Genomic DNA, 17,797 nt, shown 5'->3' on the forward strand with positions numbered 1-17,797 from the left:
GCCTTTGGCTCGCCGAAATTATATATTTTTTACTTAATTCATTATTTCTTTTTCAACGTTTCTTTCAACACTTTCAACTTTCCATCAATTGGCCGATCGATTTTTAATCCTAAAATTTCAGCAACCAGAGGATATACATTTACATTAGTAAATTCATCGATGATTAATTTATTTTTAAATTGAGGGCCCCATGCAAAAAAACTGGCTTTCATCTCCGGAACTACTCTTGGATCATATCCATGTTTTCCTATAGAAGTTGTTTTTCCTTTTGGTAAAAAAATTTTTGGAGCATGAGGTATTAAAAGAATTTGTCCTATCCTATTGTATGTATCATCTTTAGTTCTAAAATTAAGATATTTAGGCAGCTTTTTATCTAAATAGACCTCATAATCTTTGTTTTTAATATTTTTTAGTGTTTGGTATATATTTTTTACTTCCTCCGGATTTTTAACATATACTCTTAATAAAGTCTGAGAATTGTAAATATCAAATCGTTCTTTGTCCAAAAGAAGTTTAGGAATTTCTAACGGATTTTCATGATCCACTTTAATCATTCCATGGTCAGACACAAAAATAAAATTCACATTCTCCAGCCCTAAATTATTTACTTTCTGAACCATATCTCCTATTGCTTTATCAACCAATTCTACGGCAGCTTTTGTTTCTTTGGTATCAGGTCCATAATGATGCCCACTTCCATCTACTTCAGGAAAGTATAATGAAATAAAATGAGGTCTTTTATCCAGGGGTAACTTCAACCAATCAATAACTTTATCAACTTTTTGTGAGGGAGTAAATTTTTCATGATAATGATAATAATATGTGGGTCTTGTTCCTCCTGCTTCACTTGCAGAGCCCACCCACATTAGCGAAGCAGAGAGCATTCCTTGTTTTTCCGCTAATCCCCACAGTGGTGTACCTCCGTACCAGCTTCCATCTTCAGCATTTTCTCTATTACTCATCGCATATTGTTCCTTTCTTTTATAATCATAAAAATAATTATCAATCAACCCATGATGAGAAGGATAGAGCCCTGTAATTAAGCTCCAATGATTAGGAAAAGTAATACTGGGATAACTGGGCATCATAGCTTTTGCACGAATTCCTTGATTAGAAAATTGTAAAAGATTTGCAGCATTATATTTGTTTATATAATCATAGCGAAATCCGTCAACAGAAATCATAATAACGTAAGGCTTTACCTGTGTTGCAGTACTATTATATCGATTAGCCACAATTACTTGGGCTGTATCTGTAGCTCCTTTTTGACCAAAAACTGTTAATGAAAAAATTAACAGTAAAATTCGCAATCCTTGCTTCATGATAAAATTTTTGGCAAAGGTACTATAAACTAAAGTTCACTGCGTTAAAAAAACATAAATTGCATTCTTTAGGGCCATTCTATGCTCGCTAAAGTCATTATAAATTGATGAAATTTATTTAACATAACCTCCCATACAGATGAGAGTAGTAAGCAAAAAAAACACTTTTCAGTGTTTTTATATTATTGCTTAATCAATTTTTCATAGGTTAAGGTTCCGTCTTTAAGGGTAATTTCGAGATAATAATTTCCTGGTTTCAGGTCATTAACGTCAATATAACCTTCTTTCCATTTTAAAGCTTTTACTTTCCTTCCAGTAGTCTCGTACACGTCAATGGATTTGATAAGATCTATATTTTTGAAATGAACAGTTTCTGTAGCAGGATTTGGATACATCATATATATTGTTGGATCTGCTTTTACTTCACCGGTAGCTAAAGTAGGATCGAGGCTCATCGGTAGTGTTGCATAATCTCTATTGGCTGCACCATGGTAAGAAAGATTCATCGTTTCATTTCCTCTGGCTACAAAAACATCTAAATTCCCCGCAGCATTAGGAATTGTAGTATCCCCTGCACTTCCTGTAAGGCTTCTTGTCGCAACTATTGTTCTGGTACTTCCGGATACTGTGTTTGAAATTATTGTCCAATCTTGTATGGCATCCGCACTAGGTGTATTCCCCACTCCGTTGAAAGTATAATCTGTTGTAGAAGCTGAATTATAGATGAATCCATCAGCTCCTGTAGCCATCCCAGCGTCACCTGCTCCTAATCCTAAATAAGAATTACTAGGTCCCGCAAGTGTCAATGTTACTAAGCTTGGGGTAGTTTCTAGTTTCACTGAAACCCCTGTTGTTCCTACCGGGAATAACGCCCCCGAACTATACTGTGCAAAAACAAAAATGTTTACAGTATATAATGCTAAAATAAATAAAATTTTCCTTTTCATATGAGTTAGTTTTTTAAAAGATTAATTATATTATTTTTTTTAGTTTGAATAGCATATTCAAAAGGTTTAACTCCCATATTATCAGATTGCTCTTTATTAGCTTTATATTCTAAGAGCAACTTTACCAATTCCTCGTTTCCTGTTTTTACAGCCCAAATAAGAGGGGTAGTTCCGTTGGAATCAGCAATATTCGGATCTCCTTTCTTTTTTAATAAATACTCAACTAGTTCTTTATTATATTTAATAGATAACCCAGATAAAGCGGTACCTTCCTTACTTTTATAATTTATATCTTTTACATGATCCATTAAGAATTTAGCCACTTCAACATTCCCTCTATAACATGCTAAAATAAGAGGTGAAAAACTTTGTTCATTTACTTGGTTAATACTATTGGGATCCATTTTCATCATTTCTTGTACTTCGGATACTGTTCCACTTCTGGCTATATCAAAAATTGACTTTGACTTAGCTAAAGCATAACTATATACAACCTTTACATTTTTAGCCACTTTTTTAATAACCATTTTTGGGACTTTCACCTTATAATTTGAAGGTTCTGCTACAAAACTTCCTTCTATATAAATTTTATCTCCAGTCGTATAAATTTCTGCTAAAGAAGTAATTTCGTGCTCTACTCCATGAAAACTCATGGTTCCTTGGATAGTAAAATTTTGTGGTGTTTCTTTTAATTTATTTTTATCAAAGTCTAAAATTTTCCCTTTAAATGTTGTTTTTGGATATTTTGAACTTTCAGCATAACTTTCATTAAAGTGCTCTTGCATCAATTTATTCTTAAAATTAAAATTTGCAACAAGAGATACAGATGCTAATTCACCATTCTCTGCATTTAAAGCAATTATATTTTTATCATCTTGGGCATAAATATCTGATAATAAAGGAATCGACGCTTCAAATGTTACTTTACCTGTATTTGAATTGTATTTCTGTGCAAACATAGGATTGCAAAAAAATAATACTATACTTATTAATACTGTTTTATTCATATTTTACGATCCATTTTTATAATAAATTCATCTCCTCATGATCTATTTTAGAACTCTTTAGGCATATAGTGATAGTTTAAATTTATACAGCGATCATTTCATGTATCTCTTACTCTTTACAATACAATTGGGCAAAAAACAAAATTTCCTGAGCTCTAACTTTTATAAATAGAGTTCAGGAAAAACATTATATTAGTATATCTACTACTGCTTTACAAGTACATAATCGTACTCCACGTTTACATTTTCAGCAATCTTTTTAGTTACCATTTTAGGTATTGTAACTTTATAATCTGCTGGCTTTGCAACAAAGCCTCCTTTCATAAATATTTTATCATCTTTCAAATAAATTGTTGCTGTAGATGTTACTACTTTATCAACTCCATGAAAATTCATTGTTCCTTGAACTGTATATTTCTGAGGGCTTGCGGAAAGTTTTGCTTTATCAAAGTTAACAATTTTTCCTCTAAATGTTGTTTTTGGATACTTTGCCGTCTCTGCATAGCTTTCATTGAAATGCTCTTCCATTAGTTTTGTTTTAAAATGGAAATTTTTAACATTCGAAATAGATGCTATATCTCCAGTATCCGCATTTAAAACGACTATATTATTATCATCTTTAGCCAAAATATCTTCAAATAAAGGGACAGATGCTTCAAATTTTACCTTACCTGTCTTTGAACTATATTTTTGAGCAAAACCGAAATTTGCCATTAGTAAAGTTACTATAATTACTGCTATTTTTTTCATTATTATATTTTTTTAACTGTTATATAAATATTAATTTTCGACAAACCCATCGGCCTGCCACTTTATAAAAAGATTAATTTGGTTTGCCGATAAGGAACCCCCTTGTGGCATTTTTAGACCATCTCCATTTGGCCTTTGTATTCTGTTGAGAATCCCACTAATATTGTTTCGTACCTGCTCATAATTAGTAAGCGGCTGGAAGGAAGCCGGGCCTCCAGGAGAATGGCATCCAACACAATTCGCATCAATGATAGGCTTTATCTCTTGTTGATACCTTACTACTTCTACAGTAATAGGTGTATTATCTGAAACTTCATCATATGTTCTGCTATCACAAGCTATTACTATAACTAATACTATTGATAAAAATATAAATGCTAACTTTTTCATTCTAAAAAACTCTATAAAGATTAAACCCAAAGAAAATATGTCCTTTCCCCCAATCACCTAATGCATTAGTAAGATAACCTATATCGGAATTAAGTTGGGAGTTTGTGAATAGAAGCTGAAAAACATGTCCTCCTGTTTCTATATCCATTCCTAATGAAAGAGGATTCTTGTAAAAGCTATGATTATCAAAATTCACAAAATATTCTGCATTAATAGAAATCCTTTTTGAAATTTTGTAACGACCTCCTAAGCCTGTTAAAAATTGATTTTTGTCTTCAATATTGGGATCATATAGGTTTTTATGTACAAACGAAGGAGTTAATTGTAATGAAAAATCATCATTAAATCTTCTAGAAATTAGAGCTTGTGAGAGATAAGAAAGTCTATCGGAAAATTTTAGGTTAGGATATATATCTTTTTTAAAAGCTGTATTTACAGCCATTACATTATATCCTACTACATCAACAGGGAAATTATTACCTTGCTCTAAAAGCTTATATTTAACTCCGCCTTCCCAAGTTTTTTGATTTGTTTCTCTCGAAAGATTTAAAGAAACTTTATCCGTGACACCATATATAGCCCCTAGTTTGGTAGAAGCATTATCTAGTCCGAAAAAGTCTTTAAAGCCGTTACTTACATCTCCAAAACGATGTGATATAACCACATACCATTCATTTTTTGCGGTAAGCTTGGTGGATTGCCCTGTAACAATTTGTAGGGCTTTAAATGCTGGCTGTACGCTTTCAGCATTTGTTTTAACTGTGTCAATATCTTTAAGCAAATCTTCCTGGGAGAACATAAGATTTGAAGATAGTAACGCCAAAAATAACATAACTTTCATCATTGTTTTTGTTTTAAAAAATTTATATCGTAAACTTATAAAGTTATAATTCAATAATGCGTGATAAAAATCACCGATTAGATAGTTTTAGTCAGAAAATTATTATAACTCTTATAGATTAATTGAATTTGTTCCTAAAGAATGATTTGCGATAACTTTATTCCTTCCTTAGTCTGGGAAATTTCTCCTGTAATTTCTATTTTTTTTAAAATTCTACTTATAACTTCTCTAGAACTACCTAGATAGTTTGCTATTTCTTTATGAGTAAGTTTTACAGGATTATTGCCGGTTATATCTACCTGGTGTCTAATATAATTTATTATTCTCTTATCAAGTTTATTGAATACGGCATCATTCATCATACTTATGATGTCAAAAAATCTGTGATTGTACTCACTATAAAAAACTTTATTGATTTGGGGATATTTAATTAGCCAATCCTGTACAACAGATATAGGCAAAAATAAAATTTCAGACTCTTTTTCTGTAATAGCATACACTTTACTTATGCAATCCGTAAAAATGGTAGAAAATGTCATTAGACAACAATCATTCGGTCTTAGATAATAGTATACCAATTCTTTTCCATCGTTGAGGGAAAGGACTTTTACGGCTCCATTTATCAAGAAAGGTATGTATTTATTTTTTTGACCTTCCCTTATAATTTCGGTTTTTGATTTTATTTTAGTAATAATACTATGACATTGAAGTTCTACTAATAAATCATCACCTAAAAATCCGAATTTATTATAAATAAATTGGTTTTTAATCATATTTATAAATCAATTGTGAAAGACAAATATAAAAATTTGAAAAATTGATAACTAATAAATCGTATTAAAGTTTTACTACAAAAGCAATATAATTTGTCTACAACAAACATTATATGTTTTCTTTTTTTGATAGAAAAATGGCTTTTAAATTCGTAGAAAAATAAAAAAAACGCTTCAATCTATTGAAGCGTTTTTCTATTGTATGTTAAGAAATATTAAGCTTGTACGTTACTTGCGCCTAATACGAAAGGTTCAACTTCTTTGATTTCTCCAAATTGTTGTTCGTAATTAGCAATATTTTGTTGAAGTGCATTCAAAACTCTTTTAGCGTGAAGAGGAGCAAGAATAACTCTAGATCTCACTTTCGCTTGTTGTACACCTGGCATTAATTGAATAAAATCAACTACAAATTCGGATGGAGAGTGATTTACTAGTGCTAAATTAGCATAGATTCCCGCTGCTACCATTTCGTTTAATTCGATGTTGATGTTTCCGTCTTGTGGATTTTGATTGTTGTCCATTGTTATTATAAATTATATTTTTAAAATTTGAAATTCGAGATTGTGAAAGTATAAAAATAAATTCAAATCTCAAATTTCAAATTACTAATTTTAGTTAAGGTCTTCAAATTCTTTTTTAGAACCTACGATCACATTCTGATATTCTTTAAGACCTGTACCTGCAGGAATTCTATGCCCTACAATTACATTTTCTTTAAGTCCGTTTAGTTCATCAACTTTACCAGCAACTGCAGCCTCGTTAAGTACTTTTGTCGTTTCTTGGAATGATGCCGCAGACATAAACGATTTAGTTTGAAGTGCCGCTCTTGTAATACCTTGTAATACTGGAGTTGCCGTAGCTGGAAGAGCATCTCTTACTTCTACTAAACTTTGATCTTCACGCTTCAACTTAGAGTTTTCATCTCTTAATTCTCGTGCAGTAATCATTTGACCTGGTTTAAATATTTTAGAATCACCAGCTTCAACCACTACTTTAAGACCAAATACTCTATTATTTTCCTCCAAGAAATCAAACTTATGTTCAAGAGCTCCTTCAAGGAATTGAGTATCACCTCCATCAACAATTGATACTTTTGTCATCATCTGTCTAACGATAATTTCAAAATGCTTATCATCAATTTTCACCCCTTGTAAACGATAAACTTCTTGAATTTCATTTACAAGGTATTCCTGAACAGCAGTTGGACCTTTAATTCTTAAAATATCATCCGGAGTAATAGAACCATCAGAAAGTGGAGAACCTGCTCTTACGAAGTCATTCTCCTGAACTAGAATCTGATTAGAAAGCTTTACTAAATAAATTTTTCTTTCTCCAGTTTTAGCTTCTACAATCAATTCTCGGTTACCTCTCTTAATTTTTCCGTAAGAAACTACCCCATCGATTTCTGTAACAACAGCCGGGTTGGAAGGATTTCTTGCTTCAAATAATTCAGTCACCCTTGGAAGACCCCCGGTAATATCCCCTGCTTTCGCAGATTTTCTTGGAATTTTAATTAAGACTTTACCTGCTTTAATTTTTTCTCCATCATTTACCATCAAGTGGGCTCCTACCGGTAAGTTGTACGCTTTTTGTTCAACCCCTTTAGAATCTACCACCTTCAAAGTAGGTACGGCTTTTTTATTTCTAGATTCAGAGATTACTTTCTCTTCAAATCCTGTTTGTTCGTCAATTTCTAGTTGGAAAGAAATACCTTGAATAATATCTTCATATTCTACCTTACCAGAAGTTTCCGCAATAATTACGGCATTATATGGATCCCATTTACAAATGATATCACCTTTTTTAACTTTATCACCTGGCTTTACAGATAATACTGAACCATAAGGCACGTTAGCCACCATTAATGGAGTTCTAGACTCATTATCCGCGACTAATCTGAATTCTGTAGAACGAGAAACTACTACCTCTGCCGTATTACCGTTTTCATCTTCTGAAGTAATAGTTCTTACTTCATCCATTTCAACGATACCGTCTCTTCTTGCAATAATTGAAGGATTTTCTGATACGTTTCCTGCAGTACCCCCTTGGTGGAAAGTTCTCAACGTAAGCTGAGTTCCCGGTTCTCCAATTGACTGTGCTGCAATTACACCTACCGCTTCTCCCATATGGATCATCTTACCTGTTGCTAGGTTTCTACCATAACATTTTGCACAGATCCCTTTTTTAGTTTCACAAGTTAGAGGTGAACGTACTTCAACGGCTTCTAATCCCGCCTCTTCTATTCTCTTAGCTAATACTTCTGTAATTACTTGATCTGCTTCTGTAATTAATTCATCAGATTCAGGATCATATATATTATGAAGAGAAACTCTACCTAAAATTCTTTCAGAGATTTTTTCAACAATCTCATCATTTTTCTTAAGTGCAATTACTTCTGTTCCTCTTAAAGTACCACAATCATCTTCCGTAACGATAACATCCTGTGCAACGTCTACTAATCTTCTTGTTAAGTAACCTGCATCGGCTGTTTTAAGAGCCGTATCCGCAAGACCCTTACGGGCACCGTGGGTTGAAATAAAATACTCAAGGATTGAAAGTCCTTCCTTAAAGTTAGCAAGGATCGGGTTTTCGATGATCTCAGCACCTGTAGATCCAGCTTTCTGTGGCTTTGCCATCAAACCTCTCATCCCTGATAGCTGACGAATCTGTTCTTTAGATCCCCTCGCTCCAGAGTCAAGCATCATATAAACAGAGTTGAATCCACCTTGGTCAGATTTCATTCTGCTCATAATCATTTCAGTTAATCCAGCGTTGGTATTGGTCCAAACGTCAATTACTTGGTTATAACGTTCCGTATCTGTAATAAGACCCATGTTATAGTTGGTTCTAATTTCATCTACTGTTTCAATGGATTGAGCAATCATTGCTTTTTTCTCCACAGGAACTACAATATCACCAAGCGAGAAAGAAAGACCTCCTTTGAATGCATTAGAATATCCTAAATCCTTCATGGCATCCAAGAATTTCACAGTGGTAGGGAAATCCGTATCAGCAAGGATCTTACCGATAACATTTCTTAATGATTTTTTGGTAAGAAGCTCATTAATATATCCTACCTGCTTAGGTACAATCTGGTTAAATAAAATTCTACCTACAGAAGTTTCAATCAGTCTTGTTACTATTTCTCCATCTTCTTTAATAGGTAATCTACATCTTACTTTAGCATTTAGGGAAACTCTACCTTCAGCATAAGCGATTTCCGCCTCCTCTGGAGAATAGAATGCCAACCCTTCGCCTTTTACTTTATAATCTTCAGTAGAACTTGCTTCTTTGGTCATAAAATAAAGACCTAGAACCATGTCTTGAGAAGGTACTGTAATTGGAGACCCATTGGCCGGGTTCAAGATATTTTGAGAACCTAGCATCAATAACTGAGCTTCAAGGATTGCCTCTGGGCCTAGCGGTAAATGCACCGCCATCTGGTCACCATCGAAATCGGCATTGAAGGCTGTTGTTACTAGAGGGTGTAATTGGATCGCTTTTCCTTCAATCATCTTTGGCTGGAAAGCTTGAATCCCTAATCTGTGAAGTGTAGGTGCCCTGTTCAATAGTACAGGATGTCCTTTCATCACATTTTCAAGGATGTCATACACCACAGGTTCTTTTCTATCGATAATTCTCTTTGCAGATTTTACTGTTTTTACAATCCCTCTTTCAATTAGTTTTCTAATAATAAACGGTTTGTAAAGTTCCGCTGCCATATCCTTAGGAATACCACATTCATGTAGCTGTAAGTTTGGACCTACAACAATTACCGAACGTGCAGAGTAATCCACCCTTTTACCTAATAAGTTTTGACGGAAACGACCTTGCTTACCTTTCAATGAATCAGAAAGTGATTTCAATGGTCTATTTGATTCTGATTTTACGGCAGAAGATTTTCTTGTATTATCAAATAATGAATCTACTGATTCCTGAAGCATACGCTTCTCGTTTCTTAAGATTACTTCAGGAGCTTTAATTTCCAACAATCTCTTCAAACGATTATTTCTGATAATTACCCTTCTGTAAAGGTCATTAAGATCCGAAGTTGCAAAACGCCCTCCATCCAATGGAACTAACGGTCTTAATTCCGGTGGTATAACCGGTAAAACACGCATAATCATCCATTCAGGCTTATTGATCATTCTTGTATTAGCACCTCTCAATGCTTCTACAACATTTAATCGTTTTAATGCCTCTGTTCTTCTTTGTTTAGATCCTTCATTATGAGCTTTGTGTCTTAAATCGAAAGATAATGAATCTAGATCAATTCTTTTTAACAAATCTTCAACAGCTTCAGCTCCCATTCTAGCGATAAACTTATTAGGGTCTGAATCATCAAGATATTGATTTTCAATAGGAAGAGTTTCCATTATATCAAGATACTCTTCTTCTGTTAAGAATTCCATTTCCTCAAAGTCAGAACCATCTAATTTTTTAGCAATACCCTGTTGAATCACTACATATCTTTCATAGTAAATGATCATATCTAATTTCTTAGAAGGTAATCCTAAAAGGTATCCAATTTTGTTCGGCAATGAACGGAAATACCAAATATGTGCAATAGGAACGACAAGATTAATGTGTCCGATTCTTTCTCTTCTTACTTTTTTCTCAGTAACTTCTACTCCACAACGGTCACAAACAATCCCTTTATAACGGATTCTCTTATATTTCCCACAAGCACATTCGTAATCCTTTACAGGACCAAATATTTTTTCACAAAATAGCCCATCTCTTTCAGGCTTGTGAGTTCTGTAGTTAATCGTTTCGGGCTTTAAAACCTCTCCTCTCGATTCCTGAAGAATAGATTCCGGTGAAGCTAGACCGATCGAAATTTTATTAAATCTACTTGATTTACTTTTATTTGACATAATTTTTTTAGATTTTAGAATTCAGATATCAAGTTTCAAACGAAATTCAATATTCCAAATACAAATAGTTTTAAAATTTTTAGAGCCTTATAATCTGGCATTTCTGCCTTCGACATCTTACTCTTCCAATCTTACGTCTAATCCAAGACCTTGTAACTCATGAAGTAATACATTGAATGATTCTGGGATGCCTGGTTCTGGCATAGATTCACCTTTTGCAATAGCTTCATACGTTTTTGCTCTACCAATCACGTCATCTGACTTCACAGTCAAAATTTCTCTTAATATATTTGATGCACCGAATGCTTCAAGAGCCCAAACCTCCATCTCTCCAAATCTCTGACCTCCGAACTGAGCTTTACCTCCTAATGGCTGCTGGGTAATCAATGAATAAGGACCAATAGAACGTGCATGCATCTTATCATCAACCATATGTCCTAGTTTCAGCATGTAGATAATTCCCACGGTAGCCGGTTGTGTAAATCTTTCTCCCGTTCCACCATCATATAGGTGAGTATTACCAAATCTCGGTAACCCCGCTTTATCTGTATATTCAGTAATTTGATCTAAACTTGCTCCATCGAAGATTGGAGTAGCAAATTTCATCCCTAATTTCTGACCAGCCCATCCTAGAACTGTTTCATAAATCTGACCAATGTTCATACGGGAAGGTACCCCAAGTGGATTTAATACAATATCTACTGGTGTTCCATCTTCTAAGAATGGCATATCTTCTTCACGAACAATTCTTGAAACAATACCTTTGTTACCGTGACGTCCTGCCATTTTATCTCCTACATTAAGTTTACGTTTTTTCGCAATGTAAACTTTAGCCAACTTCATGATTCCTGCAGGAAGCTCGTCTCCAATCGAAATTGCAAATTTTTCACGATTCTTAACCCCTTGGATATCGTTATATTTGATTTTATAGTTATGAATTAATTGTTTTATTAATTCATTTTTATCAGCGTCAACCGTCCAGTCTGAACCACTAACGTTTACATAATCTTCAACTGAAGTCAATAATTTGTGGGTAAATTTCACACCTTTTCCGATAATTTCTTCATCTAGGTCATTTTTTACCCCTTGAGATGTTTTACCGCTTACAAGTGTATTTAATTTTTCAATTAAAGTATTTCTCAAATCATCAAACTTAGCCTTGTAAGTGTTTTCAATTTCTTCAAGTTTAAGTTTTTCTTCAGTTCTTTTCTTTTTATCTTTAATATTTCTAGAGAACAATTTTTTATTGATAACCACACCTCTTAATGAAGAATCCGCTTTTAGAGAAGCATCTTTCACATCACCTGCTTTATCACCAAAAATTGCTCTAAGAAGTTTTTCTTCCGGAGTTGGATCAGATTCACCTTTTGGAGTGATTTTACCAATCATGATATCTCCAGGCTTCACTTCTGCACCAATTCTGATCATACCATTCTCATCAAGGTCTTTAGTTGCCTCTTCAGAAACGTTTGGTATATCAGCTGTTAGTTCTTCCATCCCTAATTTAGTATCACGAACTTCCAAAGAATATTCATCTACGTGAATGGAAGTAAACCAATCTTCACGTACTACTTTCTCATTGATTACAATTGCATCCTCAAAATTATATCCTTTCCAAGGCATGAACGCAACCACTAAGTTTCTACCAAGGGCTAATTCTCCATTTTCTGTAGCATATCCATCACAAAGTACTTGTCCCTTTTCCACAACATCACCTACTCTTACGTTTGGTCTTAGTGTAATAGTTGTACTTTGGTTTGTTTTTCTAAACTTGGTAAGATTATATGTTTTAGTAGCAGATTCAAATTGTACCAAATCTTCATCTTCACTTCTTTCATATTTAATAATAATCTTATCAGCATCAACATATTCTACAGTACCTGTACCTTCTGCATTGATCAAAATTCTTGAATCTTTTGCTACTTGTTGCTCTAAACCTGTACCTACAATTGGTGCTTGAGGCTTCAATAGAGGAACTGCCTGACGCATCATGTTTGATCCCATCAAGGCACGGTTAGCATCATCATGCTCCAAGAAAGGAATTAACGAAGCTGAAATACCAGAAATCTGGTTTGGCGCCACATCAATAAGATCCACTTGTTGAGGTTCTACTACAGGGTAATCACCATCTAATCGGGCAATAATTCTGTCCGTTTCAAACTCCCCGCTATCTGTTAATTCTACGTTGGCTTGAGCAATCACTTTAGCTTCTTCATCCTCTGCATTTAAGTAGATAGGATCAGCATTAAGATCAATCTTACCTTCTTCTACCCTTCTATATGGAGTTTCAATAAACCCTAAATTATTAATTTTTGCATAGATTCCTAAAGAAGAGATCAAACCAATATTTGGTCCTTCCGGGGTTTCGATTGGACAGATTCTTCCGTAGTGGGTATGGTGAACGTCTCGAACCTCAAATCCTGCTCTTTCTCTTGATAAACCTCCAGGCCCTAGTGCAGATAATCTTCTCTTATGAGTAATTTCTGATAATGGATTGGTTTGGTCCATGAATTGAGAAAGCTGATTCGTACCAAAGAATGAATTGATTACGGATGTTAAAGTCTTTGCATTAACAAGATCAAGCGGAGTGAAAATTTCGTTATCTCTAACGTTCATTCTTTCCTTAATCGTTCTCGCAATTCTTGAAAGCCCCACTCCAAATTGTCCCGCTAATTGCTCACCTACCGTTTTGATTCTTCTATTTGATAAGTGATCAATATCATCAACTTCAGCTTTAGAATTTACAAGCTCAATTAAGTATCTTACAATAGCAATAATATCTTCTTTTGTAAGTACCTCAGTAGTTCTAGGAATATTTAGACCTAACTTTTTATTCAATCTGTAACGTCCAACTTCACCAAGTGAATATCTTTGTTCAGAGAAAAATAATTTTTCGATGATTCCTCTTGCTGTTTCCTCATCTGGTGGATCAGCATTTCTTAACTGACGATATATATACTCTACAGCCTCTTTTTCAGAGTTCGTAGGGTCTTTTTGTAATGTATTTTGGATAATAGAGAATTCATTACTATTTTCTTTATGAATCAAGATTGATTTCACACCTGCATCCAGAATAAGATCTAAGTGTTCTTTTTCCAGAATAGTCTCTCTATCTAAGATGATTTCGTTTCTTTCAATAGAAACAACCTCACCTGTATCTTCATCTACGAAATCTTCAAACCAAGTATTTAAAACTCTCGCAGCTAATGTTCTTCCTTCTACTTTTTTAAGTGCAGCTTTAGAAACTTTCACTTCTTCAGCAAGATCAAAAATCTGAAGAATATCCTTATCAGATTCGTAACCGATAGCTCTTAATAGAGTAGTCAAAGGTAACTTTTTCTTACGGTCAATATATGCATACATTACACTATTGATATCCGTAGTAAATTCCATCCAAGATCCTTTAAATGGTATAATTCTTGAATAGTAAAGTTTGGTTCCGTTTGCGTGGTAAGTCTGTCCAAAGAATACACCAGGTGAACGGTGAAGCTGTGTAACAATTACTCTTTCAGCACCATTGATGATAAAAGATCCACTAGGGGTCATGTAAGGAACCGGCCCCAAATATACATCCTGAACTACGGTCTGGAAATCCTCATGTTCAGGGTCTGTACAATACAGTTTAAGTCTGGCTTTTAGAGGCACCGAATAGGTCAATCCTCTTTCCACACACTCATCGATTGAATAACGTGGAGAATCTACCAGATAATCTAAAAACTCTAAAACGAATTGATTTCTAGAATCGGTAATAGGGAAATTTTCCTGGAAAGTCTTATAAAGACCTTCATTCGTTCTGTCTTCAGGAAGTGTATCAAGCTGGAAAAACTCTTTAAAAGATTCAATCTGAATATCCAGAAAATCCGGTGTAATAATTTTTCCTTTCGCTGATGAGAAATTAATTCTCTTTCCCTGAGTTGTTGTTGTTGTTTTACTCATAAAACTTTTAAGAAAGGGTTAAAAAATATTTTGATTAAAAAAATATCAGGAAGAGTATAACAAGAGAGTATAAAAAAGAAAAGACTTCAAATATTTGGCGCTATTAGAAATAATCTTTATCTTTTTGTTTTAAATTCTTTCAAATAATACAATTCCTAACTGCAACACTGATATATCTTTTCACAGCGTAATGCAAAATATTCTTATTTCTTTTAAGGCAAAAGTGTCCGTCATATCTATATACACAAATCCTCTTTCAATTTCTAAATGAAAGAGTTGATTTTCAATATTTTACAGATTTGCATACAATTTTTTGCGCCAAAAGAAGAGCAAATTTACAAAAAAACATTTAAACTAACAAATAAACTTAATAGTTTTACATTGAGTACATATGACTTAGTGATTCAAAATTAGTAGACAAAAAAACCTGGACAAAATTGTCCAGGTCATATTTATAGTAGATAAATTCTGAATTATTTCAATTCTACTTCAGCACCTGCTTCTTCAAGTTGCTTCTTAAGAGCCTCAGCCTCATCTTTAGAGATACCTGTTTTGATTGGAGCTGGAGCACCATCAACGATATCTTTAGCTTCTTTAAGACCAGCACCAGTTAAATCTTTTACTAATTTAACGATAGCTAATTTAGAAGCACCTGCAGACTTAAGAATTACGTCGAATTCAGTTTTTTCCTCAGCAGCTTCACCAGCACCTCCTCCTGCAACTACTACAGCAGCAGCAGCTGGCTCAATTCCGTACTCATCCTTAAGGATAGTAGCTAATTCATTTACATCTTTTACTGTTAAGTTTACTAGCGTTTCAGCTAAATTTTTTAAATCTGACATTGTTGTAATGTTTTTTGTTGATTATTTATTTAATTTTTTGAGTGTAATTATTCAGCACTTGGAGTTTCCTCAGTGCTTTCCGCAACAGGAGTTTCTGTTGCTGTTTCTTCTACAGCAGGTGCAGCTTCTTCAGCTTTTGCTTCTACTGTTTCAGACTTGTTTTGAAGAGCAGAAACAACTCTCTGGATTGGAGACTGAAGTAATCCGATGATTTCACCAATCATTTCTTCTCTAGACTTGATATTAGCTAACGTATCTAGATTATTGTCACCAACATAGAAAGTTTCTTGAAGATATGCAGACTTTAATGCTGGCTTTTCTTCTTTCTTTCTGAATCCTTGAATTAATTTAGCTGGAGCATTTGCTGTCTCAGAAATCATTAAAGTTGAATTTCCTTTGAACGATGCAAACATTTCAGAGTAATCTACTCCTTCCATTTGCTCCATTGCCTTTTGTAAAAGTGTATTTTTAACTACCTTTACTTTAATATTTTGTTTGAAAGCTTGTCTTCTGAATTCTGAAGATTTTGCAGCATTCAATCCTTCTAGATCTGCTACATAAACTACCTTAGCATCCTGAAGCAAATCTTTGATCTCTTGTATTGCTACAACTTTTTGGTCTTTTGTCATTGTCTTAAGGATTTAATATTAGTTAACAGATTTAGTATCAATTGCAATACCCGGACTCATTGTAGAAGACAAATAAATGCTTTTTACGTATGTTCCTTTCGCTGCAGTTGGCTTCATTTTAATCAATGTTTGGATCAATTCTTGAGCATTCTCTTTGATCTTGGCAGCATCAAAAGATACTTTACCAATTCCTGCATGTATGATACCATACTTATCTACTTTGAAGTCAATTTTACCTGCCTTCACTTCAGTTACTGCTTTACCAATTTCCATAGTTACAGTTCCTGATTTTGGGTTAGGCATTAAACCTCTTGGTCCTAAAACTCTACCTAAAGGACCTAATTTACCCATAACAGCCGGCATAGTAACGATAACGTCAACATCTGTCCAACCATCTTTTATTTTTTGTAAATATTCGTCAAGACCTACATAATCAGCACCCGCTTCTTTAGCCTCAGCTTCTTTATCTGGAGTTACTAAAGCTAACACTTTAACATCTTTACCAGTTCCATGAGGAAGAGATACAACACCTCTTACCATTTGGTTTGCTTTTCTTGGATCTACCCCTAATCTTACAGCTATGTCTACAGAAGCATCAAACTTTGCAGTGTTCACTTCCTTTACAAGAGCTGAACCTTCTTCAAGGTTATAGATTCTTCCTTTTTCTACTTTGCTTAAAGCTTCTTTTTGCTTTTTAGTTAATTTTGCCATTTCAAATAAGTTTTAAGCGTTAGTTGGTTTAGTTCCTGTTACTCTTAGTCCCATAGATCTTGCAGTTCCTGCAACCATAGAAAGAGCAGAGTCCATTGTAAAGCAGTTAAGATCCGACATTTTATCTTCAGCGATTTTTTTCACTTGATCCCAAGTTACAGAACCTACTTTATTTCTGTTTGGTTCACCGGAGCCTCCTTTGATTTTAGCCGCATCCATTAGCTGAATTGCTGCAGGTGGAGTTTTAATTACGAATTCAAAAGATTTGTCTTCGTATACTGTAATTACTACAGGTAAAACTTGACCTGGCTTATCCTGAGTTCTTCCGTTAAATTGCTTACAAAACTCCATGATGTTTACACCTGCAGAACCCAATGCTGGACCTACTGGTGGAGACGGGTTTGCTGCCCCTCCTTTCACCTGAAGCTTTACCATTTTAAAGACTTTCTTAGCCATTTTTTGTTTTTTAAGATTGAATAATTAATGAATTTGGAAGCATTTATTATTCAGTAGGTTATCGGTCTCACACACGATAAACCTACTTTTCGGACTGCAAAATTATAATTTTTTTTTGAAATAGCAAATCAAAATTACTGATTTTTAGTTTTTTATTTTTTTGAATTTCTAAAATTCAATTATGAACATAAAAAGAATCCGTCTCACAACAAAAATTGAGGCGGTTTTTTTTGCTATAAAGTTTTTTAATGTCTCAGAAAAAATGAAAATTACTCTCTTTAAGCAACTTTCTTTCTTAAATTGTGTGCTAAAGCGT

Annotated in this window: 14 protein-coding genes; all 14 read right to left on the bottom strand. The window is 33.9% G+C overall.

Annotated elements, in window-relative coordinates:
• Positions 1-41: 41 nt before the first annotated feature.
• Complete coding sequence (locus CHRY9293_RS17265) at positions 42-1,322, bottom strand: alkaline phosphatase family protein (RefSeq protein WP_162034125.1); 1,281 nt, start codon at positions 1,320-1,322, stop codon at positions 42-44.
• A gap of 182 nt (positions 1,323-1,504) precedes the next feature.
• Complete coding sequence (locus tag CHRY9293_RS17270; protein WP_162034126.1) at positions 1,505-2,269, bottom strand: T9SS type A sorting domain-containing protein; 765 nt, start codon at positions 2,267-2,269, stop codon at positions 1,505-1,507.
• A 5-nt stretch (positions 2,270-2,274) separates the two neighbouring features.
• Positions 2,275-3,276: an ankyrin repeat domain-containing protein gene (locus CHRY9293_RS18765; protein WP_228455583.1), complete on the bottom strand. Its 1,002-nt coding sequence runs from the start codon at positions 3,274-3,276 to the stop codon at positions 2,275-2,277.
• 204 nt (positions 3,277-3,480) lie between these two features.
• Complete coding sequence (locus tag CHRY9293_RS17280; protein ID WP_162034127.1) at positions 3,481-4,026, bottom strand: YceI family protein; 546 nt, start codon at positions 4,024-4,026, stop codon at positions 3,481-3,483.
• Positions 4,027-4,056: 30 nt separating this feature from the next.
• The gene (locus CHRY9293_RS17285; RefSeq protein WP_228455584.1) at positions 4,057-4,416 is read right to left on the bottom strand and encodes a c-type cytochrome; all 360 of its coding nucleotides are present in this window, start codon (positions 4,414-4,416) and stop codon (positions 4,057-4,059) included.
• Between the two features lies 1 nt (position 4,417).
• The gene (locus CHRY9293_RS17290) at positions 4,418-5,260 is read right to left on the bottom strand and encodes a DUF5777 family beta-barrel protein (RefSeq protein WP_162034129.1); all 843 of its coding nucleotides are present in this window, start codon (positions 5,258-5,260) and stop codon (positions 4,418-4,420) included.
• Between the two features lie 131 nt (positions 5,261-5,391).
• On the bottom strand, positions 5,392-6,030 hold the full coding sequence (locus CHRY9293_RS17295; RefSeq protein ID WP_162034130.1) for a Crp/Fnr family transcriptional regulator: 639 nt from the start codon (positions 6,028-6,030) through the stop codon (positions 5,392-5,394).
• 215 nt (positions 6,031-6,245) lie between these two features.
• Positions 6,246-6,551, bottom strand: a complete 306-nt coding sequence (locus CHRY9293_RS17300; RefSeq protein WP_122548475.1) for a DUF3467 domain-containing protein — start codon at positions 6,549-6,551, stop codon at positions 6,246-6,248.
• A gap of 90 nt (positions 6,552-6,641) precedes the next feature.
• Positions 6,642-10,907, bottom strand: a complete 4,266-nt coding sequence (gene rpoC, locus CHRY9293_RS17305) for a DNA-directed RNA polymerase subunit beta' (RefSeq protein WP_162034131.1) — start codon at positions 10,905-10,907, stop codon at positions 6,642-6,644.
• A gap of 117 nt (positions 10,908-11,024) precedes the next feature.
• Positions 11,025-14,843 (bottom strand): DNA-directed RNA polymerase subunit beta, encoded by a 3,819-nt coding sequence (gene rpoB / locus CHRY9293_RS17310; RefSeq protein WP_162034132.1) that lies wholly within the window; start codon positions 14,841-14,843, stop codon positions 11,025-11,027.
• A 473-nt stretch (positions 14,844-15,316) separates the two neighbouring features.
• Positions 15,317-15,685 (bottom strand): 50S ribosomal protein L7/L12, encoded by a 369-nt coding sequence (gene rplL, locus CHRY9293_RS17315; RefSeq protein WP_122548478.1) that lies wholly within the window; start codon positions 15,683-15,685, stop codon positions 15,317-15,319.
• A 47-nt stretch (positions 15,686-15,732) separates the two neighbouring features.
• Complete coding sequence (gene rplJ / locus CHRY9293_RS17320; RefSeq protein WP_122548479.1) at positions 15,733-16,314, bottom strand: 50S ribosomal protein L10; 582 nt, start codon at positions 16,312-16,314, stop codon at positions 15,733-15,735.
• Positions 16,315-16,332: 18 nt separating this feature from the next.
• The gene (gene rplA, locus CHRY9293_RS17325; protein WP_062697382.1) at positions 16,333-17,025 is read right to left on the bottom strand and encodes a 50S ribosomal protein L1; all 693 of its coding nucleotides are present in this window, start codon (positions 17,023-17,025) and stop codon (positions 16,333-16,335) included.
• Between the two features lie 12 nt (positions 17,026-17,037).
• On the bottom strand, positions 17,038-17,481 hold the full coding sequence (rplK, locus tag CHRY9293_RS17330; protein WP_122548480.1) for a 50S ribosomal protein L11: 444 nt from the start codon (positions 17,479-17,481) through the stop codon (positions 17,038-17,040).
• Positions 17,482-17,797 lie beyond the last annotated feature (316 nt).

Origin of the sequence: Chryseobacterium potabilaquae (genome assembly GCF_902728265.1) — a bacterium.
In the GTDB taxonomy this organism is placed as follows: Bacteria; Bacteroidota; Bacteroidia; order Flavobacteriales; family Weeksellaceae; genus Chryseobacterium; species Chryseobacterium potabilaquae.